This is a genomic window from Flavobacterium sp. XN-5, from assembly GCF_008033395.2.
GTDB classification, from domain to species: Bacteria; Bacteroidota; Bacteroidia; order Flavobacteriales; family Flavobacteriaceae; genus Flavobacterium; species Flavobacterium hiemivividum.
Map to the genome: position 1 here is coordinate 103,371 of NZ_VOGZ02000008.1, position 26,109 is coordinate 129,479.

The 26,109-nt window shown below is 34.9% G+C and carries 30 protein-coding genes, 3 tRNA genes, 1 pseudogene and 1 riboswitch; of the genes and pseudogenes, 19 read left to right on the forward strand and 15 right to left on the reverse strand.

What is annotated here, in order from left to right; all coding sequences use genetic code 11:
* Nucleotides 1-82 precede the first annotated feature (82 nt).
* The 7 genes from FQU23_RS13365 (at nucleotide 83) to FQU23_RS13395 (ending at nucleotide 7,267) form a co-directional block, all read left to right on the forward strand.
* Entirely contained in the window at nucleotides 83-472 is a 390-nt protein-coding gene (locus tag FQU23_RS13365; protein ID WP_147674269.1) for a DUF5522 domain-containing protein, read from the forward strand.
* 53 nt (nucleotides 473-525) lie between these two features.
* The gene (cobU, locus tag FQU23_RS13370; RefSeq protein ID WP_147674270.1) at nucleotides 526-1,038 is read left to right on the forward strand and encodes a bifunctional adenosylcobinamide kinase/adenosylcobinamide-phosphate guanylyltransferase; all 513 of its coding nucleotides are present in this window, start codon (nucleotides 526-528) and stop codon (nucleotides 1,036-1,038) included.
* A gap of 47 nt (nucleotides 1,039-1,085) precedes the next feature.
* Nucleotides 1,086-2,759 (forward strand): nicotinate-nucleotide--dimethylbenzimidazole phosphoribosyltransferase, encoded by a 1,674-nt coding sequence (cobT, locus tag FQU23_RS13375; protein WP_147674271.1) that lies wholly within the window; start codon nucleotides 1,086-1,088, stop codon nucleotides 2,757-2,759.
* 61 nt (nucleotides 2,760-2,820) lie between these two features.
* Nucleotides 2,821-3,618 (forward strand): adenosylcobinamide-GDP ribazoletransferase, encoded by a 798-nt coding sequence (locus FQU23_RS13380; RefSeq protein ID WP_147674272.1) that lies wholly within the window; start codon nucleotides 2,821-2,823, stop codon nucleotides 3,616-3,618.
* Nucleotides 3,603-4,124, forward strand: a complete 522-nt coding sequence (gene cobC, locus FQU23_RS13385; RefSeq protein ID WP_147674273.1) for an alpha-ribazole phosphatase — start codon at nucleotides 3,603-3,605, stop codon at nucleotides 4,122-4,124. Before FQU23_RS13380 ends, cobC begins: the two co-directional genes overlap by 16 nt.
* A 40-nt stretch (nucleotides 4,125-4,164) precedes the next feature.
* Nucleotides 4,165-4,367, forward strand: a riboswitch (cobalamin riboswitch).
* A gap of 29 nt (nucleotides 4,368-4,396) precedes the next feature.
* Entirely contained in the window at nucleotides 4,397-6,232 is a 1,836-nt protein-coding gene (locus FQU23_RS13390; RefSeq protein ID WP_147674274.1) for a TonB-dependent receptor plug domain-containing protein, read from the forward strand.
* Between the two features lie 3 nt (nucleotides 6,233-6,235).
* Nucleotides 6,236-7,267, forward strand: coding sequence for a YncE family protein (locus tag FQU23_RS13395; protein ID WP_147674275.1), 1,032 nt, complete (start codon nucleotides 6,236-6,238; stop codon nucleotides 7,265-7,267).
* A gap of 241 nt (nucleotides 7,268-7,508) precedes the next feature.
* Here the strand turns inward: FQU23_RS13395 and FQU23_RS13400 are convergent, their stop codons facing one another.
* Nucleotides 7,509-8,951, reverse strand: coding sequence for a S41 family peptidase (locus FQU23_RS13400; protein WP_147674276.1), 1,443 nt, complete (start codon nucleotides 8,949-8,951; stop codon nucleotides 7,509-7,511).
* 129 nt (nucleotides 8,952-9,080) lie between these two features.
* On the opposite strand from FQU23_RS13400, the gene FQU23_RS13405 reads away from it, so the two are divergent.
* The 4 genes from FQU23_RS13405 to FQU23_RS13420 are packed head-to-tail and all read left to right on the forward strand — an operon-like array spanning nucleotide 9,081 to nucleotide 11,115.
* Nucleotides 9,081-9,590 carry an RNA polymerase sigma factor gene (locus tag FQU23_RS13405; RefSeq protein ID WP_147674277.1) on the forward strand — a complete coding sequence of 170 codons (510 nt, stop codon included), beginning with the start codon at nucleotides 9,081-9,083 and terminating at the stop codon, nucleotides 9,588-9,590.
* Nucleotides 9,577-10,032: a hypothetical protein gene (locus FQU23_RS13410; RefSeq protein WP_147674278.1), complete on the forward strand. Its 456-nt coding sequence runs from the start codon at nucleotides 9,577-9,579 to the stop codon at nucleotides 10,030-10,032. The genes FQU23_RS13405 and FQU23_RS13410 overlap by 14 nt, the downstream gene beginning before the upstream one ends.
* 14 nt (nucleotides 10,033-10,046) lie before the next feature.
* Complete coding sequence (locus FQU23_RS13415; protein WP_132111601.1) at nucleotides 10,047-10,577, forward strand: DUF4252 domain-containing protein; 531 nt, start codon at nucleotides 10,047-10,049, stop codon at nucleotides 10,575-10,577.
* Nucleotide 10,578: 1 nt separating this feature from the next.
* Nucleotides 10,579-11,115, forward strand: coding sequence for a DUF4252 domain-containing protein (locus FQU23_RS13420; protein ID WP_147674279.1), 537 nt, complete (start codon nucleotides 10,579-10,581; stop codon nucleotides 11,113-11,115).
* Nucleotides 11,116-11,773: 658 nt separating this feature from the next.
* Here FQU23_RS13420 and FQU23_RS13425 read toward each other — a convergent pair.
* From FQU23_RS13425 to FQU23_RS13435, 3 genes are all read right to left on the reverse strand, one after another.
* Nucleotides 11,774-11,856, reverse strand: a tRNA-Leu gene (locus tag FQU23_RS13425).
* A 42-nt stretch (nucleotides 11,857-11,898) separates the two neighbouring features.
* A tRNA-Lys gene (locus FQU23_RS13430) sits at nucleotides 11,899-11,971 on the reverse strand.
* A gap of 43 nt (nucleotides 11,972-12,014) precedes the next feature.
* A tRNA-Lys gene (locus FQU23_RS13435) sits at nucleotides 12,015-12,087 on the reverse strand.
* A 129-nt stretch (nucleotides 12,088-12,216) separates the two neighbouring features.
* Between FQU23_RS13435 and FQU23_RS13440 the strand changes: the two genes are divergently transcribed.
* Complete coding sequence (locus tag FQU23_RS13440; protein WP_147674280.1) at nucleotides 12,217-12,735, forward strand: shikimate kinase; 519 nt, start codon at nucleotides 12,217-12,219, stop codon at nucleotides 12,733-12,735.
* Here FQU23_RS13440 and FQU23_RS13445 read toward each other — a convergent pair.
* Both FQU23_RS13445 and FQU23_RS13450 read right to left on the reverse strand, forming a co-directional pair.
* Complete coding sequence (locus FQU23_RS13445; RefSeq protein ID WP_147674281.1) at nucleotides 12,727-13,227, reverse strand: phosphoribosyltransferase family protein; 501 nt, start codon at nucleotides 13,225-13,227, stop codon at nucleotides 12,727-12,729. The two genes, FQU23_RS13440 and FQU23_RS13445, sit on opposite strands and share 9 nt — an antisense overlap.
* A gap of 45 nt (nucleotides 13,228-13,272) precedes the next feature.
* Complete coding sequence (locus FQU23_RS13450) at nucleotides 13,273-13,665, reverse strand: RNA-binding S4 domain-containing protein (RefSeq protein ID WP_132111608.1); 393 nt, start codon at nucleotides 13,663-13,665, stop codon at nucleotides 13,273-13,275.
* Nucleotides 13,666-13,744: 79 nt separating this feature from the next.
* Here FQU23_RS13450 and FQU23_RS13455 point away from each other — a divergent pair, with 79 nt between their 5' ends.
* Nucleotides 13,745-14,731 (forward strand): FKBP-type peptidyl-prolyl cis-trans isomerase, encoded by a 987-nt coding sequence (locus tag FQU23_RS13455; protein ID WP_147674282.1) that lies wholly within the window; start codon nucleotides 13,745-13,747, stop codon nucleotides 14,729-14,731.
* 75 nt (nucleotides 14,732-14,806) lie between these two features.
* Here FQU23_RS13455 and FQU23_RS13460 read toward each other — a convergent pair whose 3' ends face one another.
* Both FQU23_RS13460 and FQU23_RS13465 read right to left on the reverse strand, forming a co-directional pair.
* Nucleotides 14,807-15,760: a transketolase family protein gene (locus tag FQU23_RS13460; RefSeq protein ID WP_147674283.1), complete on the reverse strand. Its 954-nt coding sequence runs from the start codon at nucleotides 15,758-15,760 to the stop codon at nucleotides 14,807-14,809.
* Between the two features lie 55 nt (nucleotides 15,761-15,815).
* A complete protein-coding gene (locus FQU23_RS13465; RefSeq protein ID WP_147674284.1) occupies nucleotides 15,816-16,670 on the reverse strand; it encodes a transketolase in 855 nt (284 codons plus the stop codon).
* A 208-nt stretch (nucleotides 16,671-16,878) separates the two neighbouring features.
* Between FQU23_RS13465 and FQU23_RS13470 the strand changes: the two genes are divergently transcribed.
* From FQU23_RS13470 to FQU23_RS13480, 3 genes are all read left to right on the forward strand, one after another.
* Nucleotides 16,879-17,460 carry a Crp/Fnr family transcriptional regulator gene (locus FQU23_RS13470; RefSeq protein WP_147674285.1) on the forward strand — a complete coding sequence of 194 codons (582 nt, stop codon included), beginning with the start codon at nucleotides 16,879-16,881 and terminating at the stop codon, nucleotides 17,458-17,460.
* A 90-nt stretch (nucleotides 17,461-17,550) separates the two neighbouring features.
* On the forward strand, nucleotides 17,551-18,066 hold the full coding sequence (locus FQU23_RS13475; protein WP_147674286.1) for a hypothetical protein: 516 nt from the start codon (nucleotides 17,551-17,553) through the stop codon (nucleotides 18,064-18,066).
* 21 nt (nucleotides 18,067-18,087) lie between these two features.
* The gene (locus FQU23_RS13480) at nucleotides 18,088-19,182 is read left to right on the forward strand and encodes an alkene reductase (protein ID WP_147674287.1); all 1,095 of its coding nucleotides are present in this window, start codon (nucleotides 18,088-18,090) and stop codon (nucleotides 19,180-19,182) included.
* 236 nt (nucleotides 19,183-19,418) lie between these two features.
* Here FQU23_RS13480 and FQU23_RS13485 read toward each other — a convergent pair whose 3' ends face one another.
* The 6 genes from FQU23_RS13485 to FQU23_RS13505 form a co-directional block, all read right to left on the reverse strand.
* On the reverse strand, nucleotides 19,419-19,730 hold the full coding sequence (locus FQU23_RS13485; RefSeq protein WP_147674288.1) for a rhodanese-like domain-containing protein: 312 nt from the start codon (nucleotides 19,728-19,730) through the stop codon (nucleotides 19,419-19,421).
* A 1-nt stretch (nucleotide 19,731) separates the two neighbouring features.
* A complete protein-coding gene (locus FQU23_RS13490) occupies nucleotides 19,732-20,019 on the reverse strand; it encodes a rhodanese-like domain-containing protein (protein ID WP_132111624.1) in 288 nt (95 codons plus the stop codon).
* 294 nt (nucleotides 20,020-20,313) lie between these two features.
* Nucleotides 20,314-20,646 carry a DUF1003 domain-containing protein gene (locus FQU23_RS13495; RefSeq protein ID WP_245181123.1) on the reverse strand — a complete coding sequence of 111 codons (333 nt, stop codon included), beginning with the start codon at nucleotides 20,644-20,646 and terminating at the stop codon, nucleotides 20,314-20,316.
* A gap of 74 nt (nucleotides 20,647-20,720) precedes the next feature.
* Nucleotides 20,721-20,849: a hypothetical protein gene (locus tag FQU23_RS16325; protein WP_262887288.1), complete on the reverse strand. Its 129-nt coding sequence runs from the start codon at nucleotides 20,847-20,849 to the stop codon at nucleotides 20,721-20,723.
* A 40-nt stretch (nucleotides 20,850-20,889) separates the two neighbouring features.
* The gene (locus FQU23_RS13500) at nucleotides 20,890-21,279 is read right to left on the reverse strand and encodes a hypothetical protein (protein ID WP_147674290.1); all 390 of its coding nucleotides are present in this window, start codon (nucleotides 21,277-21,279) and stop codon (nucleotides 20,890-20,892) included.
* 175 nt (nucleotides 21,280-21,454) lie between these two features.
* Nucleotides 21,455-22,009, reverse strand: a complete 555-nt coding sequence (locus tag FQU23_RS13505; RefSeq protein WP_147674291.1) for an RBBP9/YdeN family alpha/beta hydrolase — start codon at nucleotides 22,007-22,009, stop codon at nucleotides 21,455-21,457.
* A gap of 233 nt (nucleotides 22,010-22,242) precedes the next feature.
* Between FQU23_RS13505 and FQU23_RS13510 the strand changes: the two genes are divergently transcribed.
* The 3 genes and pseudogenes from FQU23_RS13510 to FQU23_RS13520 all read left to right on the forward strand — a co-directional run bounded on the left by FQU23_RS13510 (nucleotide 22,243) and on the right by FQU23_RS13520 (nucleotide 24,209).
* Nucleotides 22,243-23,079, forward strand: coding sequence for an alpha/beta hydrolase (locus tag FQU23_RS13510; RefSeq protein WP_147674292.1), 837 nt, complete (start codon nucleotides 22,243-22,245; stop codon nucleotides 23,077-23,079).
* A 108-nt stretch (nucleotides 23,080-23,187) separates the two neighbouring features.
* Nucleotides 23,188-23,652 (forward strand): hypothetical protein, encoded by a 465-nt coding sequence (locus FQU23_RS13515; protein WP_147674293.1) that lies wholly within the window; start codon nucleotides 23,188-23,190, stop codon nucleotides 23,650-23,652.
* Nucleotides 23,653-23,969: 317 nt separating this feature from the next.
* A pseudogene (locus FQU23_RS13520) lies at nucleotides 23,970-24,209 on the forward strand (winged helix-turn-helix transcriptional regulator).
* A 6-nt stretch (nucleotides 24,210-24,215) separates the two neighbouring features.
* Here FQU23_RS13520 and FQU23_RS13525 read toward each other — a convergent pair.
* Nucleotides 24,216-24,836, reverse strand: a complete 621-nt coding sequence (locus FQU23_RS13525; RefSeq protein WP_147674294.1) for a hypothetical protein — start codon at nucleotides 24,834-24,836, stop codon at nucleotides 24,216-24,218.
* Nucleotides 24,837-26,109 lie beyond the last annotated feature (1,273 nt).

The following is a 26,109-nucleotide window of genomic DNA, read 5'->3' on the forward strand; positions in this document are numbered from 1 at the left end:
ATTAAGGCAAAGGTAAAAGAAATTACAAAAAATCTTGTTTATTTTTTAACCTAAAAAAATCAACAAATACTATCTTTACAACATGAATGGTAGTAAAGAAAAACAGTGTTCAAGCTGCGGGGTAGATTTTGGTTGTGGGGACACAGCAGAAGGGAGTAGGTGTTGGTGTAATGATTTTCCACCCTTATTTGTTCCTACAACTGCAATTGATTGTCTTTGTCCTATTTGTTTCAAAAAATCCTGCTCAGAAAAAATTGATGAGTATGTAGCGACGTTGAATCCGGAGACCGTACTCCAAAATAAAGCGGCATTGTTGCCTAAGTCCAATAATCTAATTGAAGGAATTGATTACTATTTAGAGAGTGGGAATTATGTTTTTAAAGCTTTCTTTCATTTGAAAAGAGGGAGCTGCTGTGGTAACGGTTGTCGTCATTGTCCGTATGATTTTAAAAACTACAAAAGCATAAAATAAGACCATATCAAATGGATGAAAATCTATTTAATAACTAATAATTAACAATTATAATGATATATCTGATTACAGGCGGAGAACGCTCTGGAAAAAGCAGTTATGCCGAAAATTTAGCAAAAGAATTATCGGCTAAGCCAATGTACGTAGCAACAGCCAGAAAATGGGATGATGATTTTAAAAAAAGAATTGATCGACATCAAAAGGATCGTGACGAACGCTGGATTAACATCGAAAAAGAAAAACACCTGAGTGAAATTGATTTCTCAGGTAATGTTGCAATAGTTGATTGTGTTACGCTTTGGTTGACTAACTTTTTTATAGATACTAAAAATGATGTTGCTTTGTGTTTAGAACAAGCCAAAGCAGAATTTGACAAAATAGCAAATCAAGAAAACGCCACTATTATTATTGTTACCAATGAAATAGGAATGGGTGTTCATGCTGAAACGCACATTGGCCGAAAATTCACCGAATTACAAGGTTGGATGAATCAATATATAGCACAAAGAGCGGAGAAAGTGGTATTAATGGTTTCAGGAATTCCTGTGATAATAAAAGGACAATAATGAATTTGAATCTTTAGATTCTGAATATTTCTGAAAAAAATAAACCAATGCAAACATTAGATGAAATTTTAAAATCCCGTCGCGACACTCGCCATTTTACTAGTGATGAAGTTCCTGATGCCGTTATCCAAAAAGCGCTTCAGGCAGGACATTGGGCACCATCTGTGGGTTTGACAGATGCTACTAAATATTATCTGATTAAGTCGGACGAAATTAAGAAAGCTGTTAAAGAATTGTTTTTGGATTATGATACTAAAGCAGCAAATCAAACGGATAGCGAACAACAAAGGGAAGATTATAAGGCATTAAAACTAGAAGCAATTGAAGAAGCTCCGCTTGGACTTGTAATTTGTTACGATCGTTCGGTTTTGAATAATTTCACTATCGGAACAGTAGGAAGTAATGAAGCAATTAAATTTAGTTCGGTTTGTGCCGCTCAAAATATATGGTTGTCTTTGACAGAACAGGGTTATTCGATGGGATGGATTTCGATTCTAAATTACTATCAGTTCAAGCAGTTATTAGGATTGCCAGAACATATAGAACCGCTAGGTTATTTTTGTGTAGGCAAACCTGCAACGGATTATGATAATCAACCCATGTTACAACAATTGAATTGGAAACAAAAATCAGAAGTTCCTTTTGTAGAAGAGATTTTAGTCCCAGTCACCTATCCAGAGTCATTGCAAGAAACGAAGCTAACTCATACAGAATCTAGATCAATCAAGGATGCATTACAACATAAAATTGCCAACAAAACCAAGCCTTTAGGTTCATTAGGGATTCTTGAAAAATTAGCCCAACAAATAGGAGAGCTGTTTAAAACTCTGGAACCAAAAATAATCCAACCCAATATTGTTGTCTTTGCCGCTGATCACGGAATCGCAGTACACGGTGTGAGTGCGTATCCACAGGATGTAACCCGTCAAATGGTGACTAATTTTCTTGAAGGTGGAGCGGCAATAAATGTTTTTTGCAAACAAAATAGCATTAGGTTGTCGATTGTGGATGCTGGTGTGAATTATGATTTTCCGCCGAATGCCAATCTGATTTCAACAAAAATTGCTAAAGGAACCCAATCCTTTCTACACGGACCGGCAATGAGCGCGTCTGAATTGAGTTTGTGTTTTGCTAAAGGAGCAGCGGCTGTGGACGCTATTGCAAAAACAACTAGTAACTGTATTGGTTTCGGCGAAATGGGTATTGGGAATACTTCGACAGCTTCGGTTTTAATGAGCATCATTACAAAGATCCCTCTAGAAGATTGTGTGGGATTAGGAACAGGAGTAAGTGATGCCAAACTAATTCAGAAACAAAAAATACTACAATCAGCGGTAGATAATTATTCAGGGTCTCAAGAATTAGACGAAAAACTCGCTTATTTTGGTGGATTCGAAATCATGCAAATGGCTTCCGGGATGTTAGCTGCTTATGAAAATGACATGCTGATTCTTGTTGATGGATTTATTTGTAGTGTGGCATTTTTGATTGCACATCAAAAAAACCCAAAAATCATTAAGAATGCTATTTTTTGTCATTGCTCGGCTGAACAAGCGCATGTTAAATTGTTGGATTTTCTAGAAGTTCAGGCTGTTCTGCAATTGGGATTGCGCTTAGGTGAAGGGACAGGTTGTGCTATTGTATTTCCAATTATCCAGTCGGCTGTGGCTTTTTTAAATGAAATGGCGAGTTTTGAATCTGCTGGGGTGAATAACAAATAGCATTATTTATAAAAAAAGGGATTGGCTTGTGCCAAATTCAAATGACATTTTAATAATAATTATGAAAAAAGAATTAGATATATTTTTTACCGCATTGATGTTTTACACCCGAATTCCATGTCCGAAAAACATAGACCATAATCCGGATTATTTAAACAAAGCTTCCCGCTATTTTCCATTGATTGGTTGGATTGTTGGTAGTGTTGCTTTTGGTGTTTTCTGTTTGTTTAATTATTTGATGGCTCCAGAAATAGCAGTTATTTTTTCGATGATTGCATCTATTTTGGTTACCGGTGCTTTTCATGAAGATGGTTTTGCCGATGTTTGTGATGGTTTTGGTGGTGGATGGACCAAAGAGAAGATCCTTTTAATCATGAAAGACAGCGCCATTGGGGCTTATGGAGCAATTGGAGTGGTTTTATTGTTTTTGCTTAAATTTCAGGCAGTGTCTTATTTAGTTTCTTCGTCCGGAATGCTAAGTTTCAAGTCTCAAATTCTGTTCTTTTTACTCTTTGTTTCAGCACATTCCCTGAGTCGGTTGGCTGCGATTTCTATTGTTTTTACGCATGAATATTCGCGAGAGGATGCTACTAGTAAAAGCAAACCTATTGCGCAAAATTATAGTTGGCGAGAAGTGGTCGGTGCTTTCTTTTTTGGTTTGTTGCCCGTTCTAGCGTTGGCTTATTTTCAATGGTTGTTTTTATTGGTTTTAGTACCCGTTTTCTTGACTCGATTTTTCCTGGCCCGTTATTTTCAAAAATGGATTGACGGTTATACCGGAGATTGTCTGGGTGCCACCCAACAAGCTTGTGAAGTTGTTTTTTATATTTCAATTATTGCCTTATGGAGGTTTATTTAGTACGCCACACCGAAACGGTTTGTGAAAAAGGAGTCTGTTACGGACAATCCGACGTTCGGATTTTAGAACCCTATTTAGAAATATTCGAATCAATAAAATGCCAAATTCCAACCGATGCTGTTGTCTATTCCAGTCCGTTGTTTCGTTGTACAGAATTGGCTAAATACCTTTCGAATGAAATAATTACAGATACTCGATTGATGGAAATGAATTTTGGGGATTGGGAAATGAAAAATTGGGATGCAATTGCTCCCGAAGAAATAAATCCTTGGATGACTGATTTTGTAACTGTTCGCGTTCCTAACGGAGAATCATTTACTGACTTGCATGAGCGAGTCGTTGATTTTATGCATAAAGAACTTCAACCAACCAATTCTAAACCAGTAATTATTGTGGCCCATGCAGGAGTGATACGAAGTTTTTTATGTAAAATTTCGGAATTGCCTTTAAAAGACGCTTTTCAGAATAAAGTAGATTTTGGCGCTGTAATTAAGGTCGAATTATAAAATTGAGATTTCTGTAGGTTGTTATAGGATTATAATTCTATCTTTGCCGCCGAATTGAGGTTGTGATTTTAGTTTTTTTTCAAAATCACATTAAAAGGGAATTAGGTTAAATACCTAAGCTGTTCCCGCAACTGTAAGCTATCAAGCTTGTTGTAATCTACGAAACCACTGTTCGCCGCGGCGAATGGGAAGGTAAACAACAAGACGCAAGCCAGGAGACCTGCCTTTTTTCTTAACTAATATCGAACTTTCGGGAAAAAGGTTCAGAAATTATGGCAACTAAAAATTTTATTTTATTTTCAATTGTATTATTTGGTCAATTCCTTTTGGCTCAAAACAAACCTGCAATACCTTTAAACGAAGTTGTTCTATCGGACAGTCAGCTCAAAAACTTCTCGAGCTCACAATCTGTGCAAAACTTGAATGATTCGATTATAAGCAAAAATCAATCTTCGTTAACTTCACTGCTAAATTATAACACCGTAATTTATTTTAAAGAGAATGGCTTGGGGATGGTTTCTTCGCCTTCATTTAGAGGAACAACGGCCCAACAAACTGCTGTGGTTTGGAACGGAATAAACATAAACTCTCAATTATTAGGACAAACTGATTTTAACACGGTTTCTACCAGAGGATACAATTCAATTGCTGTAAAAGCAGGAGGAGGAAGTGTCGTTTATGGAAGTGGTGCGATAGGTGGGACCATTCATTTGAACAACGATTTAAAATTTAAAAAAACCTTCAAAAATACAGTTGAAGTCTATTATGGAGCTTTTAATAGTCTGAGTGCGATATATGCCATTACTGCTGCCACAAACAAATGGAGTACAAACGCTAGTTTTACTAGAAATAGTTCTGACAATGATTTTAAATTCATTGGAAAAGAAGGCAAGAATACAAATGGTGAGTTTTACAATAGCAGTTTGAGTACAGCCATTGGATACAAGGTAAATGCCAACAACAGCATTAAATTTTACAGTGAGATTTATGATGGTGAACGTCACTTTTCATTGACATCACCCAATTCCGTTAAAACAAAATACCAAGATTATAATACTAGAAATCTTTTGACATGGTCTAGTAACATAGGAAGATCAGTTTCTAATTTTAAGTTGGCTTATATCACTGAACATTATAAGTATTTTGAAGATATAGAGAATGAAGGCTTTACTTCTGGCGGAGTAAAAAGCTTTATTGCAAAGCACGATTTTGTTTATGAATTTGCGCCAACAATTAGTTTAAATACCATTCTAGATTACAATAAAACTGATGGATTAGGGTCAGGTATTGGTAATAGTAGCAGGCAAGTGGGAGGCGTTAGTGTTTTATTAAAGCAGAATCTTAGCAAGTATTGGAATTATGAGCTTAGCGTTCGAAAAGAAATATCTGATGTGTATAAAAGTCCCGTCCTATTCTCGGCAGGATCTACTTTTGATTTCTCCAAATTCTATCAGTTGAAGTTTAATATTTCTCGAAATTACAGAGTTCCTACCTTCAATGATTTGTACTGGGAAGGCAGCGGGAATCTCAATCTGAGGCCTGAGAATTCTTATCAGGCTGAGGTGGAAAATCAATTTCAGTATAAAGATTTTAGATTAACTGCCGCTGTTTATGCTTCAAAAATTGACGATATGATTCGTTGGTTGCCTACTAACGCAGGGAATTGGTCTCCTGTAAATACTGACAAGGTTTCTATTTATGGAGCTGAGGCTTTGGTAGGCTGGAACAAGAGTTTCAATGGACATGCATTTGATTTTAGTAGTACTTACTCGTACACTGTTTCTTTGGACGATAAAAACAACAAGCAACTTTTTTATGTTCCTTATCATAAATTAACTGCGTCAGCTTCTTATTCGTATAAGCGCTTCAATGCGTACTATCAATTTTTGTTTACCGGTGAGGTTTTTACAACATCTGACAATGATCCAAAATATATTCTAAGTGATTATAATGTGTCCAATTTAGGACTGGATTATAATTTTAGCAAAAAAGACGTTATTAAGATAGGCTTTAAAGTGGCAAATCTTTGGAATGAAAAATATGAATCCTTACCCAGTCGATTGATGCCGGGACGGAATTTAACTCTTTATTTAAACCTTAATTTTTAAACAATGAAACTAAACAATGTTTTTTTCGGAATTTTTGCAAGTGCCTTATTACTTGCTTCTTGTAGTAATGATGATTCAAATGAAAAGGATAGTCCTTTAGGCGCTTATGATAATGGAGTTATTATCTTGAATGAAGGAAATTTTGGCACACCAAATGCTTCCGTATCTTATATTTCGAATGATTTGACTGTTTTTATGCAGGATGTATTTGGAACTGAAAACAGTGCAAAAGTATTAGGAGACGTAGCACAATCATTAAGCTTTTTTGAAGATAAAGCGTTTATTGTGATGAATAATTCAAATACTGTTGAAGTGGTAAACAGATACACTTTTAAAAGTATCGCAAGTATTACTGAGAATCTTAAAAAACCTCGTTATAGTGTTGCTTTGAATGGCAAATTATATGTTACTAATTCAAGTTCTAAGGCAGTAACGGTTTACGATGCAAAAACATTTACTTATGTAGAAACTATTGCTATTGGCAAGACTACTGAAAAGATTGTTACCGCTAATGGGAAATTGTATGTGATGAATGGTGCTTATGGTAGCGGAAATACGGTTACAGTTGTTAATCCGCAAAGTAATAACGCAATGAGTATAATTACTGTGGAGAGTGGAGTAAACTCTATAGAAGAGAAAAACGGGTCTGTCTATGTTTTATGTGGGAATACTACAAAAAGTAAGCTGTTCAAAATTAATACTACTACAGATACAGCAACTTCAATAGAGTCTGCTACATTGACTAAAGCATTAAACATGGATATTGATGGTGATAAAATTTATTATACTAAAGGAACTGGAGTTTACGCTATGGCTTTAAACGCAACTACTTTTAGTGAAACGCCTTTATTTTCAGTAGCTGACAATAGCTGGTCTACTTTATATGGCTTTAATGTTATTGATGGTAAGGTTTATACGGCAGATGCTAATGGATTTACAGCAGCTGGTATTGTTAAAATATCAACTACTACTGGTGCTGAATTGAAAACCGTAGCGGCTGGTATGGGACCAAATAGTTTCTATTCTAACAACTAGATTATACTTACTACTTCCCTATAATGGAAGTGTAACTAAAAGCCCCATTTTTCACGTAGAAGATGGGGCTTTATTGTTTTGCAACTAAAAGGTTTAAATTTTCATCCAATCAAATTCGATGTTGTAAAAGATTTTTATACTTTCGAAAAATAAAATTCCATTCTAGAGTTTTTTCATTTTTAAGTGATTTATTGGTAAAAAGTAATTTTTCACCACACTTTATATTGAATCAAGTTTATTTTTATTCCAAAGCTTTTAAAATACCTTCAGGTGCTTGTTCTAGATACATTTGGTTTTGCAAGCCATCTAATGATTTTGCGTCCTTAAAATAATTAAACTCTTTTCCGGTTTGTCTGATGATTTTTCCCGTTCCAGTTATTTTATTAATTGCAGTATTCAATAACGGTTCTGAAGGATCGCCAAGAATTCCAAAACTACTGATGGTTTCTTTTTGTGAAAAAGTGGGAGTTAGACCATTAAAATAATCGCCAAAACCCTCTGAATTTACTATCTTTAAAACAATAGGCTGCATAGCATAACGATGATTTGGGTTTCTATTTTCATCACCAAAAGTAGGGGAGTCATATAAGGTTACTGACCCAACATTTTTTCCGGTAGTAATATCACCAATTTGGACCACATTCATATAAGGCTTCAAGCCATTGATCACCAATTCGCTTGCTGAGGCCGAACTTTGTGTGGTAAGGATATAGATTTTAGTTAAATTTAAACTGTTTATCGGAGTAGTTCCTATCTTGTCTGTGAAATTATTTTTTAGGGCTTCTGGATTGTTAGCTTCGAAATAGCTGTTGATTTTTGAATTCCATTGTTGTTTTGCAAAAACTTTCCCAGTGTATTGTCCTGTTATCATGCTGGCTAAACGAGTAGCGGTAAGTACAGATCCTCCACTATTATATCTTAAATCTAGTACTAAATCAGTAACTCCTTGTAATTTTAAATCTCCAAAAGCTTCGTTTAGTTTAGTGTCGTAATCAGCATAAAAACCATTATACATTAAATAACCAATCTTGTGTGATCCATTGACAATTACTTTATTGATTAAAATTGGATTTTCAGATAAAACAGTTTTTGTTAATGAAACTGACTTTCCGTTGGCTACAATTGTAGTTCCGTTATAATCAGCTAAATTTAAGGTATAACTGTCTGCAGCTAGTAAAGATTGGTAGTTGCTAACAGTAAGTTGGGCGCCATTTACAGCAGTAAACATGTCACCACGTTTTATTGCTTTGTTTGATGCATCCGAATTTGCGATGATATAACGTACATATCCAAATAGTTCAGTAGTACTACCAGGTTTGTAGCTTAAACCAAAATCGAGTCCGTCATTTTTTGTAGTTCCTTGTAGTACTCCCTCCAGTTCTAAATAATCATCAACAATCCAGCTGAATCTATCGATTGATTTATCGACCCTCAAGGCATCAAATAAATCCTCAGGAACGGGATATCCTCTCAAGAAAGTGTTCAAGGCATCTTGCGTTGCAAAGCGGTCATCTGATAAATTAGGCACATCAGCTTGCCATAAATAATATTGGTTGAGTCCTTTCCATATAAAGTCCTGAACTTCCAGACTTATAGGTGCGGCAGTGTCATCGTTGTCTTGACAGCCTTGGAAAGAAAAAACTACTAAAAAGAGTAGTATTGCGAATTTATAGGTAGCTTTCATATATTGAGGATAATTTATTATAATAAACGTAAAAATAGTATCTTTAGTTTTATTTCTTTACATTTTATGTAACAAAAATAATACCGAGTCGTCTTGATAGTATAGGCCGGGTTAAAAATGTATTGATTTATGGACCAAATAGAGTTTCTACAGCTTATCGCTCCATTCAAAGACAAGGTCTTTAGATTAGCAAAACGATTGCTCATAAGTACTGAAGAGGCCGAAGATGCAACGCAAGAGATTTTAGGTAAATTATGGAATAAAAATGAAAACTTTCATACTCTAAATAGTGTAGAAGCCTTTGCAATGACCATGACTAGAAATTATTGTCTGGATCAGCTAAAATCAAAGAGAGCTGGAAACATAAAGATTGATCATGATAATTATGCAGATCAATCGCCACAGCTGGATATAATGCTAGAGGACGAAGATAGTATCAGTTGGGTCGAAAGAATTATAAATCAGTTACCTGAACAGCAAAAAATAATAATACAACTGCGCGATATTGAGCAATACGAATTTGATGAAATTGCAAAAATTGTAGAAATGAACGAAACAGCTATTCGAGTGGCGCTTTCAAGAGCGAGAAAAACAGTAAGACAAAATATGACAAAAATCCACAGTTATGGAATCGAATAAAATTGAACTGCTGCTAAAAAAATACTTTGAGGGAGAAAGTAGTATTGCAGAAGAGAAAGAATTGCGAAAATATTTTGCGTCAGCCGGAGTTGCGAGGCATTTAGAAAAATATAAATCGATGTTTGGCTATTTTGCTTATGCGGTTGCACAGGATTCGAAGCAAGAAACTAAAGTGCCACAGCTGTCTCTAAATAAAAAACGAAATAGAGTTTGGTTGTCGATTGCTGCTTCAATTGTTGTACTATTGGGTGCTGGAACTTATGTGTATTTTGACAAGCAAGTTTCAAACCAAGATTTAGGAACTTACGATAGCCCAGAGGCGGCGTTGAAAGAAACGCAAAAGGCATTGGCCATGTTGTCGAAGAATGTAAATGTTGGCATAGAAAGTGTAATAGCCTTGGAGGAATACGAGGACTCAAAAAATTTAATTTTTAAGGAATAATAAATACAAAGAAAATGAAAAAAGTTATAATCACATTAGTGTTAGTTTTAGTGTCAAGTCCGTTTTTTGCCCAAGCTGCTTTCGATAAATTCGACGGTCAAGATGGAGTTACCTCGATTATAGTAAACAAAAAAATGTTTGAATTGATGAGTAAGGTAAAAGTGGACGCTTCCGACAAGGAGACGCAGCAATACATGAGCTTGATAAAAAAGCTGGACAACCTAAAAGTTTTTACCACTAGTAGCTCCAGTGCAACTACTGATATGAAGTCGACTGCTGAAAAGTACATTCGAACTGCTGGTTTAGAAGAGTTGATGCGTGTTAATGATAATGGCAAAAACATTAAAATTCTAGTAAAGTCAGGAACTACAGACAGTCAAATTAGAGAGCTTTTAATGTTTATTGAAGGTGCAAACAAAGCAAATGAAACTGTTTTGATGTCGTTGACTGGGAATTTTGATTTGAATGAAATTTCGATTCTTACAGATAAGATGAGGATACCTGGTGGTGAGGATTTGAAAAGAGCAACCAAAGGCAAAAAATAAAATGAAAACGATTTATAGTATCGCGGTTTTTCTAAGTTTGCTGGTTGCTGGATGCAAGTCGGAGCCAACACTGCAGCGGTATTTTGTGGAAAACACAGAAAATAAAGATTTCATTGCTGTAGATGTTTCGCCGAGTATCTTAAATTTAGACAAAGCAAAATTATCTGTCAAGCAAAACGAAGCTTTAGAATCATTTGACAAGATGAATGTTTTAGCCTTTAAGCTGGATGAAACCAACAAAGCGCAATTCGAAATAGAAAGCGCTAAGGTAAATTTGATTTTAAAGAACACGAAGTACCAGCAATTGATGAAGTATGGTTCTGGTTCAATTGGAGCTTCTGTTAGCTTTGTAGGAACAGACGAACATATAGATGAGTTTGTATTATTTGCGAATAACAATGACGCTGGATTTGCCGTCATTCGAGTTTTAGGAAAAGATATGAATCCTAATACTGTAATTGAATTAATGTCGGTTTTAAAAGATTCTAATATCGACATGGCTCAATTAAAGCCTTTGCAGGAAATGTTTAAAAAATAGAATTATACACTTTTAATTTGAAGCGTCTCGGCAGTTTGTCGGGACGCTTTTTTTATGGAGGTAAATTGTGGATATTCAGTACAAATGGGGTTTTAGAAAATGATTTCCTTTATTCCGTCTTATGCGTATTCCTAACATTATCCTGCCTTATTGTTAATCGTGTAATTAATGTGAAAAATCACTAAAAGTGGGTATTGTGAGCGAGTTTTAAGAGTCGTTTCTTTGTAAGATAAAAGATACTCTTTTTTAGACTATTAACACACTTTAAAATAAGATTAAAATGATGATTGCTGCCAAATATAGACAAGCTAATAGCGAGCTATTGCGATACGAATATAAAAATGACAGATTGTATTTATTTCTGGGTTTTTTTTTTATGGTAGCGGCCGGCTGCTCAATTGCAATTTTATTATTTATGGGTTTTTTAATTAAACTTGGATTGCATTTTTAGAGATAGCGTTGGAATAAGAAGCTCGACGGGATTGACTTCGTGTTTTCCTATACAGCTCCGCTTATTTGTTCTTGATCCCTTTGCTTTACTGTGAGTTCTGCGGGATTGACTTCGTCTTTCCCAACAAAGCTCCGCTTTGAAAAAACAAATGCTCAAAAAATAATTTCAAGCAAGCTTGATTATTTTTTGAGCATTTGTTTTTATTCGTGACCACGGTGGGATTTGAACCCACACGCCCTTGCGAGCACCAGCCCCTCAAGCTGGCAAGTCTACCGTTTCTCCACGTGGCCTGAAAATAAAAAAGGTCAAGTAATAAATTACTCGACCTTTTGTGACCCGACTGGGGCTCGAACCCAGGACCCCATCATTAAAAGTGATGTGCTCTACCAACTGAGCTATCGAGTCATTGCATTCAATTTGAAATATTAGGTGTTGATCACTTAATTTGTGACCCGACTGGGGCTCGAACCCAGGACCCCATCATTAAAAGTGATGTGCTCTACCAACTGAGCTATCGAGTCTTGTATTTCATTGCTTGAATGCGGGTGCAAATATAAGGACTTTATTTGATGTTTTCCAAAGTTTTTTGCTTTAAATTTGTCTTTTTTTAACAATAAATTTTAACGTCTTAGTTTACAAGGTTTTATTCTATGAAGAAAATTATATTATTAGGTTATATGGGTTGCGGTAAGTCGACAATCGCGAAAACACTGGCAAAAATCAATGGGCAACCATTTGTTGATTTGGATGCCTATATCGAAAAAAAGGAGGATTTGTCTATAAATGCTATTTTTGAACAGTACGGAGAAATCAAATTTAGGAAGATGGAGCATGAGGCATTTGTTGAATTATTAAACGCTCCCGGACAAATGATAATTGGTCTTGGTGGCGGAACTCCATGTTATGCGAATAATCATGAGTTGTTAAAACGGGATGATGTCGTATCTATATATTTGAAAGCGTCAATTGACACCTTATTTAATAGACTGGTCGTTAATAAAAGCAAAAGACCCCTTATCGCCAATAAAAATGAAGAGGAGATGAAGGAGTTTATTGCGGTGCATCTTTTTGAAAGAAGCTACTATTACAATCAGGCGCAACATAAGGTTACAGTAGATGATAAAACTGTCGATCAAACAGTTCTTGATATCCTTGCGATTTTAGCTTAAATAAGCATGGCTAGTACCATTTTCTTCAAATACAACTTGAACATGCTCTAATAAGGATGTAGATAGTGAGATTCCTTTAAAATCTGCTTTTACGGGATACTTCTTATGATTGCGATCTACTAGAACTGCTGTCTTGAATTTTTTCAAAGGAACGTCTAGGAAATGTCTAATGGCATAAATTAAGGTCGTGCCTGAATTTAGTACGTCATCTACAAGGATTAATCCCTTGTTTGCATATTCTTCTTTTAGTAGCGAGGTGTGTATTGCTGATTCTGGATTGATTTTGTTGATTTTTACTTCGCACAGCGAAACCTTTAAGTTCGAAATGCTTTGTAGTTCTTTTGCAATTTTTTCTGCAAAAATAAATCCATTGCTGGCAATCCCTGCAAGAACAACCTCGTTTTCATCGACAAAGGTTTCGTAGATTTGGTACGCTATTCTTTTTATTTTGTGTTCAATCTCTTGATTCGTTAAAATGATATTTTTGCTCATTGTTTTTGTTTAAAATTAATTTTTTAAAGAGTTCTAGTTTCAAGACTAGTTATCTTCCGGTTCGTCAGTTTTGATTTCATTTCCAAATTCGTCGATATCCCTTCTATCTTTCTTGGTAGGTCTTCCGGTACCATTTTTTCGATAATGCTGCTTTGACAATTTCAATAATTCCAAATGCTGGAAGGATTCTGCAGGCGTATCATTTCTTCGATACATATCTACCAGTTTAGCTCCTACACGGTTTTCGGGAATGTCTAAGACGGTTATGATTTGCGTAATTTGGTCTTTTCTAAAGGTGATTTTATCAGTAGGAAAAACCTCCTTAGATGGTTTCGCAACAAGCCCATTTACAGTGACATGATTTTTTTTACAGGCTTCTGTCACCATATTTCGAGTCTTGTAATATCGAACGCACCATAAATATTTATCTATTCTCATAATAATTCTAAAATCGGAGTTAAATAGTTTACAAAAATCAATCAAAATTGTATCTTGCGCACTTAAAAAATCAGCTATAATGAACAAATTTAAGTTTTATTTTATTTTATCAATTACAACCCTCTCTTTATTTTCATGTTCAAAGAATAATGATAATGCTGAAATTACTCCTCCTAGAAAATATCCAGTACAATATGCCACAGATATTACTGATATTGAAGAATATTTAAACACCTATTATATAACAGTTACTAATAATCCTGGTGCTCCAGATGATCAGGACGTAGTTTTTACTAAGATTCCAGCAGGAGGAACTCAACCTTCTATTATGTCTTATAAGGATAAATCAACGTTTCCGAAATTGCTTAGTAGAGATGTAAAGCTTCATGATATTACTTATAAATTATATTACTTAGTGTTAAGAGAAGGAGTAGGAGTTGCACCTTGTAATGTAGATAATGTTTTAGCATCCTATAAAGGTGGTTATTTAGAACAAACGGTAGCAGAAAGTGTAACTACATTAACAAAAACTGAGTTTGAAGAGGTTAAATTCCCACAACAAATGTTAAGTTTATTCAGCGTTATTAGTGGTTGGAGTGAGGTTTTTCCTCAATTTAAAACTGGAACTTATACTACTAAAGACGACGGAACGGTATCGTACAGAGACTTTGGAGCTGGGGTTATGTTTGTTCCTTCTGGGTTAGGATATTATGCTTCAGGTAGTGCCGCTATTCCTGCTTATGCACCTTTAATTTTTAGTTTTAAATTATATGAAATAGGTCGTTTAGATCAAGACGGTGATGGTATACCATCTTACCTAGAGGATTTAGATGGAGATGGTTATCTTAGAGTTTTAGCTACTGGAGTGGCGAATCCTGATGATTCAGATGGAGATGGAATTCCTAATTTCCTTGACGTTGATGATGATGGAGATGGTTATGGTACAAGAAGCGAAATTACTAAAGCCGATGGAACAATTATGGCTTTTGATGCTATACCGAGTTGTGATGGTAATACAACCAATCCTACTCGAATCAAAAAGCATTTAGATAAAAGCTGTCATTAATAAGTACAGACAGAGAATAAAAAATCCCATCTTGTTTAAACAAGATGGGATTTTTTTTTTGGGATAAGAAATGAATTATTTTCTTTTAATAACTCTTTCTACAGCTTCAACAATTGCTTGATTGTTTAATTTGTATTTATCCATTAATTGTTCTGGTGTTCCTGATTCTCCAAAGCTATCATTAACAGCAACAAACTCTTGTGGAGCTGGATTGTTTAATGCTAACACTCTAGATACGCTTTCGCCAAGACCTCCAAGAATGTTGTGCTCTTCAGCAGTAACAACACATTTTGTTTTAGCCAATGATTTTAGAATAGCTTCTTCATCCAATGGTTTGATCGTATGAATGTTGATTACTTCTGCAGAAATTCCTTTTGCTTCTAAAGCTTCAGCAGCGATAAGTGCTTCCCAAACTAAATGCCCGGTAGCTACGATTGTTACATCAGCTCCTTCGCTTAATAATATTGCTTTTCCAATAACGAAAGGTTCGTCAGCTGGCATGAAGTTAGGTACAACTGGACGTCCAAAACGCAAGTAAGCTGGACCATGATGATCAGCAAGTGCTATTGTAGCTGCTTTTGTTTGGTTGTAATCGCAAGTATTGATTACAGTCATTCCAGGCAACATTTTCATTAATCCAATATCTTCAAGGATTTGGTGCGTTGCTCCATCTTCTCCTAATGTTAATCCAGCATGTGAAGCACAGATTTTTACATTTTTTTCAGAGTAAGCTACTGATTGACGAATTTGATCGTAAACTCTTCCTGTAGAAAAGTTAGCGAAAGTTCCTGTAAAAGGAATTTTTCCACCAATAGTTAAACCTGCAGCAATTCCAATCATGTTTGCTTCAGCGATTCCGATTTGGAAAAAACGCTCTGGATGATTTTTCTTGAAATCATCAAATTTTAACGACCCAATTAGATCAGCACAAAGTGCCACTACATTTTCGTTCTTTTGACCTAGTTCAGTCATTCCCGCTCCAAAACCTGAACGAGTATCTTTACTTCCTGTATTTGTATATTTTTTCATTGTATGATTTAGATTTTTGTCAGTATTCTACTGAACACTAATAACTGAATACTTTCTAATAGTCTAATTGACCTCCAACATTATAGTTTTGAGCTAATGCATTTTCAAGTTGCTCATTATTTGGTGCTTTTCCGTGCCAAGCATGCGTATTCATCATGAAATCTACTCCATTCCCCATTTCAGTATGCAATAAAACACAAACTGGTTTTCCTTTTCCTGTTCTAGACTTAGCATCTGTCATTCCAGCAATAATTGCTTCGATGTCATTCCCTTCTTTGATATCAATAACATCCCAATCAAAAGCTTCAAATTTAGCACGGATACTTCCCATTGCTAAAACTTCATCAGTAGAACCATCAATTTGTTTTCCATTTAAGTCAATTGTAGCTATAATGTTATCTACTTTTTTAGCAGATGCATACATAATTGCTTCCCAGTTTTGACCTTCTTGCAATTCACCATCACCGTGAAGTGTGTAAACTAAATGATTGTCATTGTTTAGTTTTTTAGCTTGAGCAGCTCCAATACCTACAGACAAACCTTGTCCAAGTGAACCAGATGCAATTCTAACTCCTGGTAAATTGTCGTGAGTAGTTGGGTGTCCTTGTAATCTTGAATTAATTAAACGGAAAGTAGCTAATTCTGAAACTGGAAAATAACCACTTCTTGCTAAAACGCTGTAGAAAACTGGAGAGATATGTCCGTTTGAAAGGAAGAAAAGATCTTCTCCAATGCCGTCCATATCAAAACCTTCCTTGCGGTCCATTAGATTTTGGTATAAGGTTACCATAAATTCCGTACAACCTAGTGATCCTCCTGGATGACCTGAGTTGACAGCATGTACCATTCGAAGGATATCTCTTCTGACTTGGATAGTTAAATCCTTTAATTGTTGTGTGTTAGGCTTCATTTTGTGTGTAAAAGTTAAACTGTCGCAAAGGTAATTTTTATTTTGGCGTAAGACAAATGATTTTTGATTTTGTTCTTAGAGTGATTTATAAGGATAATTACTAGAAATTGAGGCTGTAACAATGACTTTTTTTGATTTTGATAGAGTAGTTTTGAATCTTTTTAAGCTTGTTTTTTTTAAATGCTACTGTAATTATTATCTTGCGAGTATGTATGAGCAATTAGCACGAAGTATTGGTGAGAAAGTAACACTAACCGCAATGGAGTTTGATTTGTGTAAGACTTTTTTTATTCCAAAAAAAATAAGGAAGAAGCAAACTTTACTATTAGAAGGAGATGTTTGTACCTATAATGCTTTTATCGAAAAAGGAATTTTACGTTCCTACACGACTGATGCCAAAGGAAATGAACACATCATACAGTTTGCTTTTGAAGGCTGGTGGATTACTGATTTATCCAGTTTTTTAATGGGAGAGAATTCTACTTATACAATTGAAGCCATTGAAGATTCGGAATTATTGTTATTAACGGCGGCAGCAAGAGAAGAATTAATGGATGCGTTACCGGTTTTTGAACGTTACCAAAGACTTCTATTAGAAAACGCTTATATTGCTTTGCAGGCAAGAGTAAATTCAGCGTTGACCGCAACTGCCGAAGAAAAATATACCAAACTTACCATTGCCTACCCTAATATTGTAGCGCGTGTACCCCAACACATGATCGCTTCCTACCTCGGTCTTACCCCAGAAACACTAAGCCGAGTGCGAAAACAAATTACTCTTCGAAAATAAAATTGATTTAGATCAATGGCATTTCTTATTCTATCTCAATGGAACTAAGCGGCGTCTTACTGTAGTTTTGCAGCAGTAAAAACAAGAGAAATGCAAAACGTAAGAACCATTGCCGTTATTGGAGCCGCTGAGAAAAGAAATTTTACAGTACTCAAAGAATTAGGAGAGCAGTTTCAACTGCTTTTATTCGATAAAGATCAAGATGCACTTTCAGAAATTCACGAAAGCCTTTTGGCACAAAATCGCCACGGCTATATTGAAAAAATGGATTGTGCTGTAAATGCAAGTTGGGAAGCTGATATTATAATTCTTTCTGGCTTTTGTATAAACGATGCAGCAGCTGTCGAAAAAATAAAGGAAGTTGCTACAGCAAAAATCATCATTGTTATGGAAAACGAAGAGGAGTTTACTTCATCGATAAACAACCAACTCAGTTTTGATCTTATTTTTCCTCATTCTAAAATAGTCGAAATTATCAATCTCTCTATTGATGAAAATACAGAGAAAGAATTTCTACTAGAAGGCCATAATTCAAAAGCTTTGGATACAGTTTCTGGAATTTTCGAAGGCTGTGGCTTTACGACTTACATATCGCAACTTAATTAATAAAATATAAATAATAGAAATATGAGTAATTCCATTTTATTACGTCCATTTAAACATAACGATACCAATTTTAATAACCGTATGGCAATGGCGCCTATGACCAGAAGCCGTGCCGGTAATGAAGGTAATTTAGCAACAGAACAGATGGCTATTTACTATGCTGACCGCGCTGATGCTGGTTTACTAATTACCGAAGGTACCGTGGTAAGTACAAAAGCAGTCGGTTTTATTAATGTTCCCGGGATTTATAGCGAGGAGCAAACAGAAAGTTGGAAACAAGTGACACAAGCAGTACATGACAAAGGCGGAAAAATATTTGTTCAACTTTGGCATACTGGGAGATTATCACATCCTGACTTGCACAATGGAGCGTTGCCGCATGCGCCTTCGGCAATTAATCCAGAAGCAAAAGCATTTGTAGCGACTGGTTTTATAGATACAGTGACACCAAAAGAAATGACTGTTGCCGAAATTAAAGCAACAATCCTAGATTTTAAAAACAGCACTAAAAATGCGATTGAAGCCGGCTTTGACGGAGTAGAATTGCATGCAGCAAACGGCTATTTGTTTCATCAATTTTTTAATAGAACTTCAAATACACGAACAGATGAATACGGTGGAAGTATAGAAAACAGAGCCCGAATTTTGTTCGAAACATTAGATGCTTTAAACGGAGTTATTGACTATTCTAAAGTTGGAGTTCGTTTAAATCCCTCTATGCACGGAGTACAAGGAATGACAGTAGATCAAGATACAATTCCTACACATGAGTATATCGTGAATCGTTTAAATGACTATGGTTTAGCTTATGTACATTTAACGGAGCCTTTTACTGATGTGAGCGAAGTTCCTTATGCTGTCGCTCAAGTAGCGAAACATTTTAGACCAATATATAAAGGGCTTCTAATGATTAATAAAGGATTTACTAAAGAAACTGGAAACCAAGTGCTAACAGATGGAGATGCCGATATGGTAGCTTACGGAGTGCCATTTATAGCTAATCCAGATTTAGTGGAACGCTTTAAACAAGATGCGCCTTTAAACAAAGCTGATCAAAGTACTTTTTACACTTTCACTGTTGAGGGATATAATGACTATCCAAAAATGGAGGCCTAATTTTTATTTGAATATTTAATTTGTTCGAAGGTTTGACGACTTTACCGCTGAATACTACTAATGCAATGCTAGTATTTAATGATTGTGTTTTAAACCTTAATAAAATAGAAAGCCCCAAAATTGGGGCTTTTTATATGCACTATTTTAAGATCGCTTTCCTGGTTTGCTTCTCATGAATTTATTTCTACCGAATAATTTCGAATAAAACAGCACCATTAATAAGTGCTATACATTCCTTATATTTTGTTTTGCAAACTGCTCCAGCCGCCACCGTTATAAACGTGCTCAAAACCATTCGATTTTAAAATGCTTTTTGCAGAGGCGCTTCGCATTCCTGATGCGCAGCAAGTAATGATAGTTGCATCTTTTTTTAATTTCGAAATATGATTCGAAAGATCATTCAGCGGAGTATTAATGGAACATTTTATATGTCCCTGTTTGTATTCTCCCGGACTACGAACATCAAGAATTACGGCTCCTTTTTTTACTAATTCTGCGTAATCTACTTTTGGCCCAAGACCAAATATTTTTTTTAATAAGTTGATCATTTTACTTTGTTGCTTGCGATTGATAATAATTTACGTCTAGCCAAGAGCCACCATTATGACACTCGATTCCGTGTTGAGAAAGGAAGTTCTGTGCTTGTCCGCTTCTGTTTCCAGAGGCGCAACATAAAATTAGAGGCGATTTCATGTTTTTTAATTCTTCGACTCTTTGCGGTATTTCATTCAGGGGGATGTTAATGGAGCCCGCTACATTTCCGCCCATAAATTCTTCGTACGAACGAACATCTACAACGGTTCCTTGCTTTTCTTTGATTGTATTTTCTAAGCTCATTTTCTGTGGTTTTATAAATTTTGAATTGCGCTAAAAAGCAGTATTACTGCTCGATCGTATCGATATTGTATTCTACTTTGATAAGACAAAAGTAGTACAAAGTAAAAGTATTGTCAGTAACTTTTGTTACACAAGTAAATAATTAACGTTCCGTATTAAAACAGTTAAATTTCAAAAATGGTTCCGCCTAAAGCCCATTTTAAATCTTATTGCACCTGCGCAGAAGGGAGTTTTTACTATTTTTTTTCGAAATAAAAAATATTCAGGATAGAGAGATTTTCTTTTGTAATAAAATCAGGGCTGTTTTCTCATTTCTTCTAGCATGTTAATTATTTTATCCAGTTTGTGGACTTCAATATTATTGAGTTGTGTGGCCAGCGCTTCTATTTCCATTTTGGCATCTATGTTAGTCTGATAATCGGCTTGTGCTTGTGCGCGGTCTCTTTCGTTTTGTCTGTTTTGGGCCATCATGATAATTGGTGCTGCATAAGCCGCCTGCGTTGAGAACACCAGATTGAGTAAAATAAAAGGATAAACATCCCAATGTTTTACAAAGGCAATCAGGTTTAATGTCATCCAGAGAACGACCAGAATCGTTTGTATAATTATGAATTTCCAGGATCCCATACTTTTTGCGACTGCGTCGGCAAGGCGACTTCCAAAACTTAAAGATTCTAACTGTTTTTGATGCCAAGTGTTTTTTACTCCCATACTACGGTAATTTGATGCGTTAATAATTTTTTAAATTGGCGTAAGCTCTTTGTGGTTGCAATAATTTTCATTAACCAAAAAAGCAGGGTTATTTCGGCTTCTTTATTTAATTTTTCCATATTGCTATAATTATTGCGATATTGAGCTAAGAAAATAGTTTTACTCTTTTACATATTTATTTTGGAAACAATCGTAACATTCATCATTAAGAAACAGTTGATTGTCAGCGCGCGAGAAAGACTGTTTCCAATCATTTTCATAAACTATTAATTTCTTTTCACCTCCAAAAATGGAAGTCCCAGTTTGAATCGTATAGGCGGTTTCAGAAACCAAAGCTTCATCGACATATTTTTTTATTTTTGAGTTCGAAATTTCAAGTTGAATCGTTTTTCCGGTAGATTTTGGGGTTTCCGTTCTTCCGTCAATCCCACCAGAGGATTCAACCCAATTCCATTTTCCAATGATAGAGTTGTTCTTTGTGCTACTCGATTCAGAGGAACAGCTTATTATTGAAAAAAGAACTAAGATTAGGCATGTTATTTTTCTCATCACTATAATTTTCGAATAATTAAAAAATAAGTTGGAGTTTTTACTAACTTAGAAAGTTTAGCTTATCCAAATTTAAGTATTTTCGGATTTGTTTTTACATGTCGGGAAAGAAGCAGCTGTTGTTGTAGCGATCTATTTTTGTGTGAGAACTAAACTTTCAATTTGAGAGATAAAATTACTTATTGCTTTCTATTATTTGCAGCAGCGACTGCAAAATCTCTTGACCTTCTTCCCAATATTCCAATTTTGATTCGGAATTGAGATGGCCTTTCTCACCGATATTTATAAAGGAGCTTCCCCATTTTTCGGCTAAGAATGCTGCTCTTTCTACTGAGATATACGGATCATTAGAACTGGTAATCACGATAGACGGAAATTCTAATTTCAGCAAAGGAATAGGAGCAAAGTTTCTAATTTCCTCTGGCGTGTGAGCGGGAGAATCTACATCAGCGGGCGCGACAAGCAAGGCTCCGGCTATTTTATGCCCTTTATTTTCTTTAGACCAATGATTGATCAATGAGCAAGAAAGACTGTGAGCAACGATAATTATTTCGCCTTCGGCAGCTTCGATTGAAGCAGTTAAACTTTCGAGCCAATCTTCTAAAATTGGGTTGTTCCAGTCCTTTTGAGTCACTTTTTCAGAAGTGTCAAAATGCTGTAGCCAATAGTTTTGCCAATGCGTCTCTCCTGAGTCACCTAGTCCAGGAAGGATTAAAATAGTATAATTCATGTATTCCTGTTTTAATATAAGTCTGAATCTAAATTCAATAATTTTTCTATCACCCCACATTTCGCTGTATTCGTGTTGATTCGAATAATCAAAACATACTTTTATTCGAAAGAAAATCATCTCTTACAAATCTAATGAATTCCATTTCGTTCTGTTATCATAAAAGGAATTTTCATTGAAATGTAAATCAGTGAAGCAGCTTTTTCATTAATGTATATATTTGTAAAAAAACCATGCGTTACAAAATTGGCATCCTCGTTCTCTTAAGTAGTATTTTAAGTAGTTGTGCTACAAAAAAAATAACAGACGTCTCTTATTTAGTTGCTTCGAAAGAAAATACGATAGAGGAGCCCAAGCTGAATGTTTTTATTCCTCGAAATTCTAAAGCTAAATCGCTTCCTGTTTTAATATTTGTTCATGGCGGCTACTGGAATAGTGGTAGCAAAGGGACTTATGATTTGCTAGGCCGCAACTTCGCACGAAAAGACGTTGTTACTGTGATTCCTGACTATACCTTAAGTCCAAATACGGATTATGACGGAATGACCAAGCAAATTGCTGCCGTGATTCAGTGGACAAAAGACAGTATAAGTAAGTACAAAGGTAACCCAAATCAAGTTTTTGTAACGGGACATTCAGCAGGTGGACATCTGGCTGCATTAGCGGTTATGAATCCGAAATACGGAATTAAACCAAGCGGTATTTCTGGAATTATCTTGAATGATGCAGCTGGTTTAGACATGAAACATTATTTAGAGGAAAATCCACCTACAGCTGAACACGATTATTTAACAACATGGGGCAGCTCGCCCGCAAAATGGCAGGATGCTTCACCCATTTATTTTTTGGATAAAAACACACCGCCTTTTTTAATTTATGTAGGTGATAAAACCTACACTTCCATAAAGGTAACGAACAAACGTTTTATAGATGCTTTGTATCCCTTTCAGCCAGAAGTTACAGCTGTAATATTAAACAAAAAACACGTTCCCATGATTACACAGTATTTCTGGCCGTATAATAATCGTTTTAATGAAGTGATAGACTTTATGAAAAGCCAGCAGAAATAATTTCTTTTTTAAGATTAATGAAAATCAAAGTAGGGTAAATTAGTGCACAGTTGTCTTACTTATGAGGGTGCCAATAAAATACTATTGCAATAACATTAATTTAAAATTATGAAAACAGTTAAAACACTTTTAATTATAATGATTTTTACTTTCTTGCCAAAAATGAATGCGCAAGAAGCCAGAGTTAGCCATGATAGCAAAGTAGAAGCAAAACATACTTTGTCGTATTATCAACAAAGAGGTCGTGAAGACGCGCAATACGCTCAAAAGTTTACCGCAAGTACGCAAGCCGAAGAACGAGTTTTCTGGAAGGAGCAAAAACAGTACGAAAAAGACTTACGTAAAGAAAATAGACGTGGCTACAAAGTGTATATTCAAGCAAAGAATGATTCGTATGCTGAGCACCATCACAACTGTAACGGAAATTGTCATCATAGTAACTATTGGTATGAAAATGCAGCACATTACCATTATGAATACAGTCAGCCTCGATATGAAAATCGATCTTCTAGCGCCAAAGTGAAAACACTAATAGGGGTTAGTGCGCCAAAGGTAAGAGTAGGAATTTTTTAATTTACGAAAACAAGAAATTACACTACCCCCAAAGTGTAAGTTGAGAGGAAGGACTACGACTTTAAAGTCGGAGGCTTTCTTTTTTTATTTGGTATAATTTGGCTCGAAAATAATTTCCAAATTAAGAATGAGAATCAACCTTATTTTGATTTCTTTTTAAACAGCACATTTTTACTACTTTCAATTTTCATTTTGAAAAATAAAAAAATAATAAATTCTAGATTGTCATATGATTAAAAGTAAAATTGAGCGAAAAAAATTATTGTTTACTTAATTATACTTTGAGTTTAGGAGGGACTTAATGGAAACCATCAGTATTGTTCCATTTATTGGATGGTAGTTAACGTTCTAGATTACTATAAAAGAAAATTCCTGAAATTTCAAATATAATGTTTACCCAAACCGTAAGAGAATTAGAAATGGACGGTCTTATTTCTAGAAAGATTTTCCCGGTCGTTCCGCCAAGAGTTGAATACAAACTAAGCGAGCGCGGTAGATCGCTTGAAGCTATTTTACGGAGTTTGGATACCTGGGGAATTGAAGATAATCCTAAATAATTTAAATTAATTATAAGTTGGAGTCATAAGAATCTCTTCTTCGTAGTTTGTTTTGGTAGAAACTCTAGTCTCTTTCAGACAAGTACCTTTGGGGTCTTTGGCCAAGCAGCTTATTAAAACTTCGTCAATAAGTTTATCATTTTTGTCCACTGTAATAATTTTAATAAGTTCTTTGTTAGCATAATAAAAATGCTGTGTGTGGAAAGTGGTGAAATTATCTACTATTTTAGCAATAGTTCTATTTTTATTATAATGGTAAATGCTTTCGTTTTCTTTGTATTGTTTTTTAGTATAACAGCTAATGCGTTCGCGCTGTTTGGGTTTCCAACGTGTCTTACAGTAATAAGGTTCTCTATCTGGATACGATTCGACAACAAACCATAATTTCTTTTCAGTTTCTTGTAATAGGTTGCCTAAGGAGTCAACAGTTTTTGAGTATTTGACACGGCCATTTTTAGTAAATACCATCTCCTTTTTAGATAAAAGTTTTTTCTCATTATTTATTACTACATATATCTCTTCGGTTAAAAATTTTATCTCTTCGGGCAGTAGTAGCTTCTTGCTGTCTTTTTTTGTGGCACAGGATAGTAATGATAAAAATAGGATTAAAATTAATAAGGCTCTCATAATAGTTAATTATTAATTATGAGTTTAAGTTACTAATTTTAAATGATTTAAAACGTAATTGATATTTAAATAATGCATGATAGATTTTTAGCTAAGAGTCTCGTATTTTATTAATAACTAAAAATGAAAACATTTAATTTAAAAGGTAACTGATTGTACAATAACTAGATAATGACTCACGGTTATGAACTATATAAGTGTTATTATAAGAGGGTTTCATAAAGTTTGTCATTCCGCAGGAATCTCAAGCGCTATACTTCCGTAAAGCAATTAAGTGGAGTAATTGTAATATAAGGAAGTGACAAGTGGAATGAGTACTAAGCTGGAGACTTCACACAGCAGTTTAGTTTTATTTAAGGTTGAATCAATACTTCGTAGAATTGGTTGTGGCTTTGTATTTAGTAGACATCGTTTTTTAATTTTCTAAACCAGTACAATTTAGTTTGCTAACCTCTTGAATATCATATTTAATCAATATACATTAGATATATAGTTTTTGTTTTACTATGTGGGCACGGATTGTAAATCCGCGCTATCGGGCTCTTTCTTACCATTAAAACGAATGGACTTTTTACCAACTTTTGACGCTATTTTATTTTCTAAAAGTATTTAGCGAGTAAATAAGTTAAAGAATTTAAAAAAAATCAATAACAAAAAAATAAAACAATACCCATATTCCTATGAAAAATAGTCCAAGATATAAATTGTTTAAATTTTTACTTAAGTCCTTTTTAATAAAAAGTCGATACATAACCCAACCTATAAAAAATATTGTTAAACCTATTGCCATCCAAATTCCCATCTCTTATTTATTTTTAGTCATGATTAATTCCTAATTTACTCTAATTTTTCCTCATATCCATTAACTTGTAAATAAGTCTGACTGCGTCAGACTTATCAACCTATATTTGAGTGGATCAGTCTGATAAGTATCAGGCTTAGCAATAAGCTAATATATAATATTTTCGTTACAAATTATCAAATCATCAAATTGACTTTTTGTTTTAATCGTCTGCGTAGAAAGAATTTTGTTTTTGATAATAGTCGTTCTAGTGATTGCGTGAGGGATAGTAGCGGCATCTCCCGATTTAGAAAAACAAGGCTTTTGGCCGTAGTTTTTGTTGATTGGGAATACAGCGAATAGCCCGACCTGAGTTAAATTGCAAGGTCGAACATTGAAGTTATTACGAAGGGCACGCCCAAATGATTCTAGAACGATAAATGGTGATTTGTAATTTTAACAATCGCCTGTAAACATCAGAAATTTTTACAT

What these genes read in the sequence shown, in the direction of transcription:
- FQU23_RS13365 (WP_147674269.1), top strand. Translation starts at nt 83, where the DNA reads ATGAATGGTAGTAAAGAAAAACAGTGTTCAAGCTGCGGGGTAGATTTT.
- cobU (WP_147674270.1), top strand. Translation starts at nt 526, where the DNA reads ATGATATATCTGATTACAGGCGGAGAACGCTCTGGAAAAAGCAGTTAT.
- cobT (WP_147674271.1), top strand. Translation starts at nt 1,086, where the DNA reads ATGCAAACATTAGATGAAATTTTAAAATCCCGTCGCGACACTCGCCAT.
- FQU23_RS13380 (WP_147674272.1), top strand. Translation starts at nt 2,821, where the DNA reads ATGAAAAAAGAATTAGATATATTTTTTACCGCATTGATGTTTTACACC.
- cobC (WP_147674273.1), top strand. Translation starts at nt 3,603, where the DNA reads ATGGAGGTTTATTTAGTACGCCACACCGAAACGGTTTGTGAAAAAGGA.
- FQU23_RS13390 (WP_147674274.1), top strand. Translation starts at nt 4,397, where the DNA reads ATGGCAACTAAAAATTTTATTTTATTTTCAATTGTATTATTTGGTCAA.
- FQU23_RS13395 (WP_147674275.1), top strand. Translation starts at nt 6,236, where the DNA reads ATGAAACTAAACAATGTTTTTTTCGGAATTTTTGCAAGTGCCTTATTA.
- FQU23_RS13400 (WP_147674276.1), bottom strand. Translation starts at nt 8,951, where the DNA reads ATGAAAGCTACCTATAAATTCGCAATACTACTCTTTTTAGTAGTTTTT.
- FQU23_RS13405 (WP_147674277.1), top strand. Translation starts at nt 9,081, where the DNA reads ATGGACCAAATAGAGTTTCTACAGCTTATCGCTCCATTCAAAGACAAG.
- FQU23_RS13410 (WP_147674278.1), top strand. Translation starts at nt 9,577, where the DNA reads ATGGAATCGAATAAAATTGAACTGCTGCTAAAAAAATACTTTGAGGGA.
- FQU23_RS13415 (WP_132111601.1), top strand. Translation starts at nt 10,047, where the DNA reads ATGAAAAAAGTTATAATCACATTAGTGTTAGTTTTAGTGTCAAGTCCG.
- FQU23_RS13420 (WP_147674279.1), top strand. Translation starts at nt 10,579, where the DNA reads ATGAAAACGATTTATAGTATCGCGGTTTTTCTAAGTTTGCTGGTTGCT.
- FQU23_RS13440 (WP_147674280.1), top strand. Translation starts at nt 12,217, where the DNA reads ATGAAGAAAATTATATTATTAGGTTATATGGGTTGCGGTAAGTCGACA.
- FQU23_RS13445 (WP_147674281.1), bottom strand. Translation starts at nt 13,227, where the DNA reads ATGAGCAAAAATATCATTTTAACGAATCAAGAGATTGAACACAAAATA.
- FQU23_RS13450 (WP_132111608.1), bottom strand. Translation starts at nt 13,665, where the DNA reads ATGAGAATAGATAAATATTTATGGTGCGTTCGATATTACAAGACTCGA.
- FQU23_RS13455 (WP_147674282.1), top strand. Translation starts at nt 13,745, where the DNA reads ATGAACAAATTTAAGTTTTATTTTATTTTATCAATTACAACCCTCTCT.
- FQU23_RS13460 (WP_147674283.1), bottom strand. Translation starts at nt 15,760, where the DNA reads ATGAAAAAATATACAAATACAGGAAGTAAAGATACTCGTTCAGGTTTT.
- FQU23_RS13465 (WP_147674284.1), bottom strand. Translation starts at nt 16,670, where the DNA reads ATGAAGCCTAACACACAACAATTAAAGGATTTAACTATCCAAGTCAGA.
- FQU23_RS13470 (WP_147674285.1), top strand. Translation starts at nt 16,879, where the DNA reads ATGTATGAGCAATTAGCACGAAGTATTGGTGAGAAAGTAACACTAACC.
- FQU23_RS13475 (WP_147674286.1), top strand. Translation starts at nt 17,551, where the DNA reads ATGCAAAACGTAAGAACCATTGCCGTTATTGGAGCCGCTGAGAAAAGA.
- FQU23_RS13480 (WP_147674287.1), top strand. Translation starts at nt 18,088, where the DNA reads ATGAGTAATTCCATTTTATTACGTCCATTTAAACATAACGATACCAAT.
- FQU23_RS13485 (WP_147674288.1), bottom strand. Translation starts at nt 19,730, where the DNA reads ATGATCAACTTATTAAAAAAAATATTTGGTCTTGGGCCAAAAGTAGAT.
- FQU23_RS13490 (WP_132111624.1), bottom strand. Translation starts at nt 20,019, where the DNA reads ATGAGCTTAGAAAATACAATCAAAGAAAAGCAAGGAACCGTTGTAGAT.
- FQU23_RS13495 (WP_245181123.1), bottom strand. Translation starts at nt 20,646, where the DNA reads ATGGGATCCTGGAAATTCATAATTATACAAACGATTCTGGTCGTTCTC.
- FQU23_RS16325 (WP_262887288.1), bottom strand. Translation starts at nt 20,849, where the DNA reads ATGGAAAAATTAAATAAAGAAGCCGAAATAACCCTGCTTTTTTGGTTA.
- FQU23_RS13500 (WP_147674290.1), bottom strand. Translation starts at nt 21,279, where the DNA reads ATGAGAAAAATAACATGCCTAATCTTAGTTCTTTTTTCAATAATAAGC.
- FQU23_RS13505 (WP_147674291.1), bottom strand. Translation starts at nt 22,009, where the DNA reads ATGAATTATACTATTTTAATCCTTCCTGGACTAGGTGACTCAGGAGAG.
- FQU23_RS13510 (WP_147674292.1), top strand. Translation starts at nt 22,243, where the DNA reads ATGCGTTACAAAATTGGCATCCTCGTTCTCTTAAGTAGTATTTTAAGT.
- FQU23_RS13515 (WP_147674293.1), top strand. Translation starts at nt 23,188, where the DNA reads ATGAAAACAGTTAAAACACTTTTAATTATAATGATTTTTACTTTCTTG.
- FQU23_RS13525 (WP_147674294.1), bottom strand. Translation starts at nt 24,836, where the DNA reads ATGAGAGCCTTATTAATTTTAATCCTATTTTTATCATTACTATCCTGT.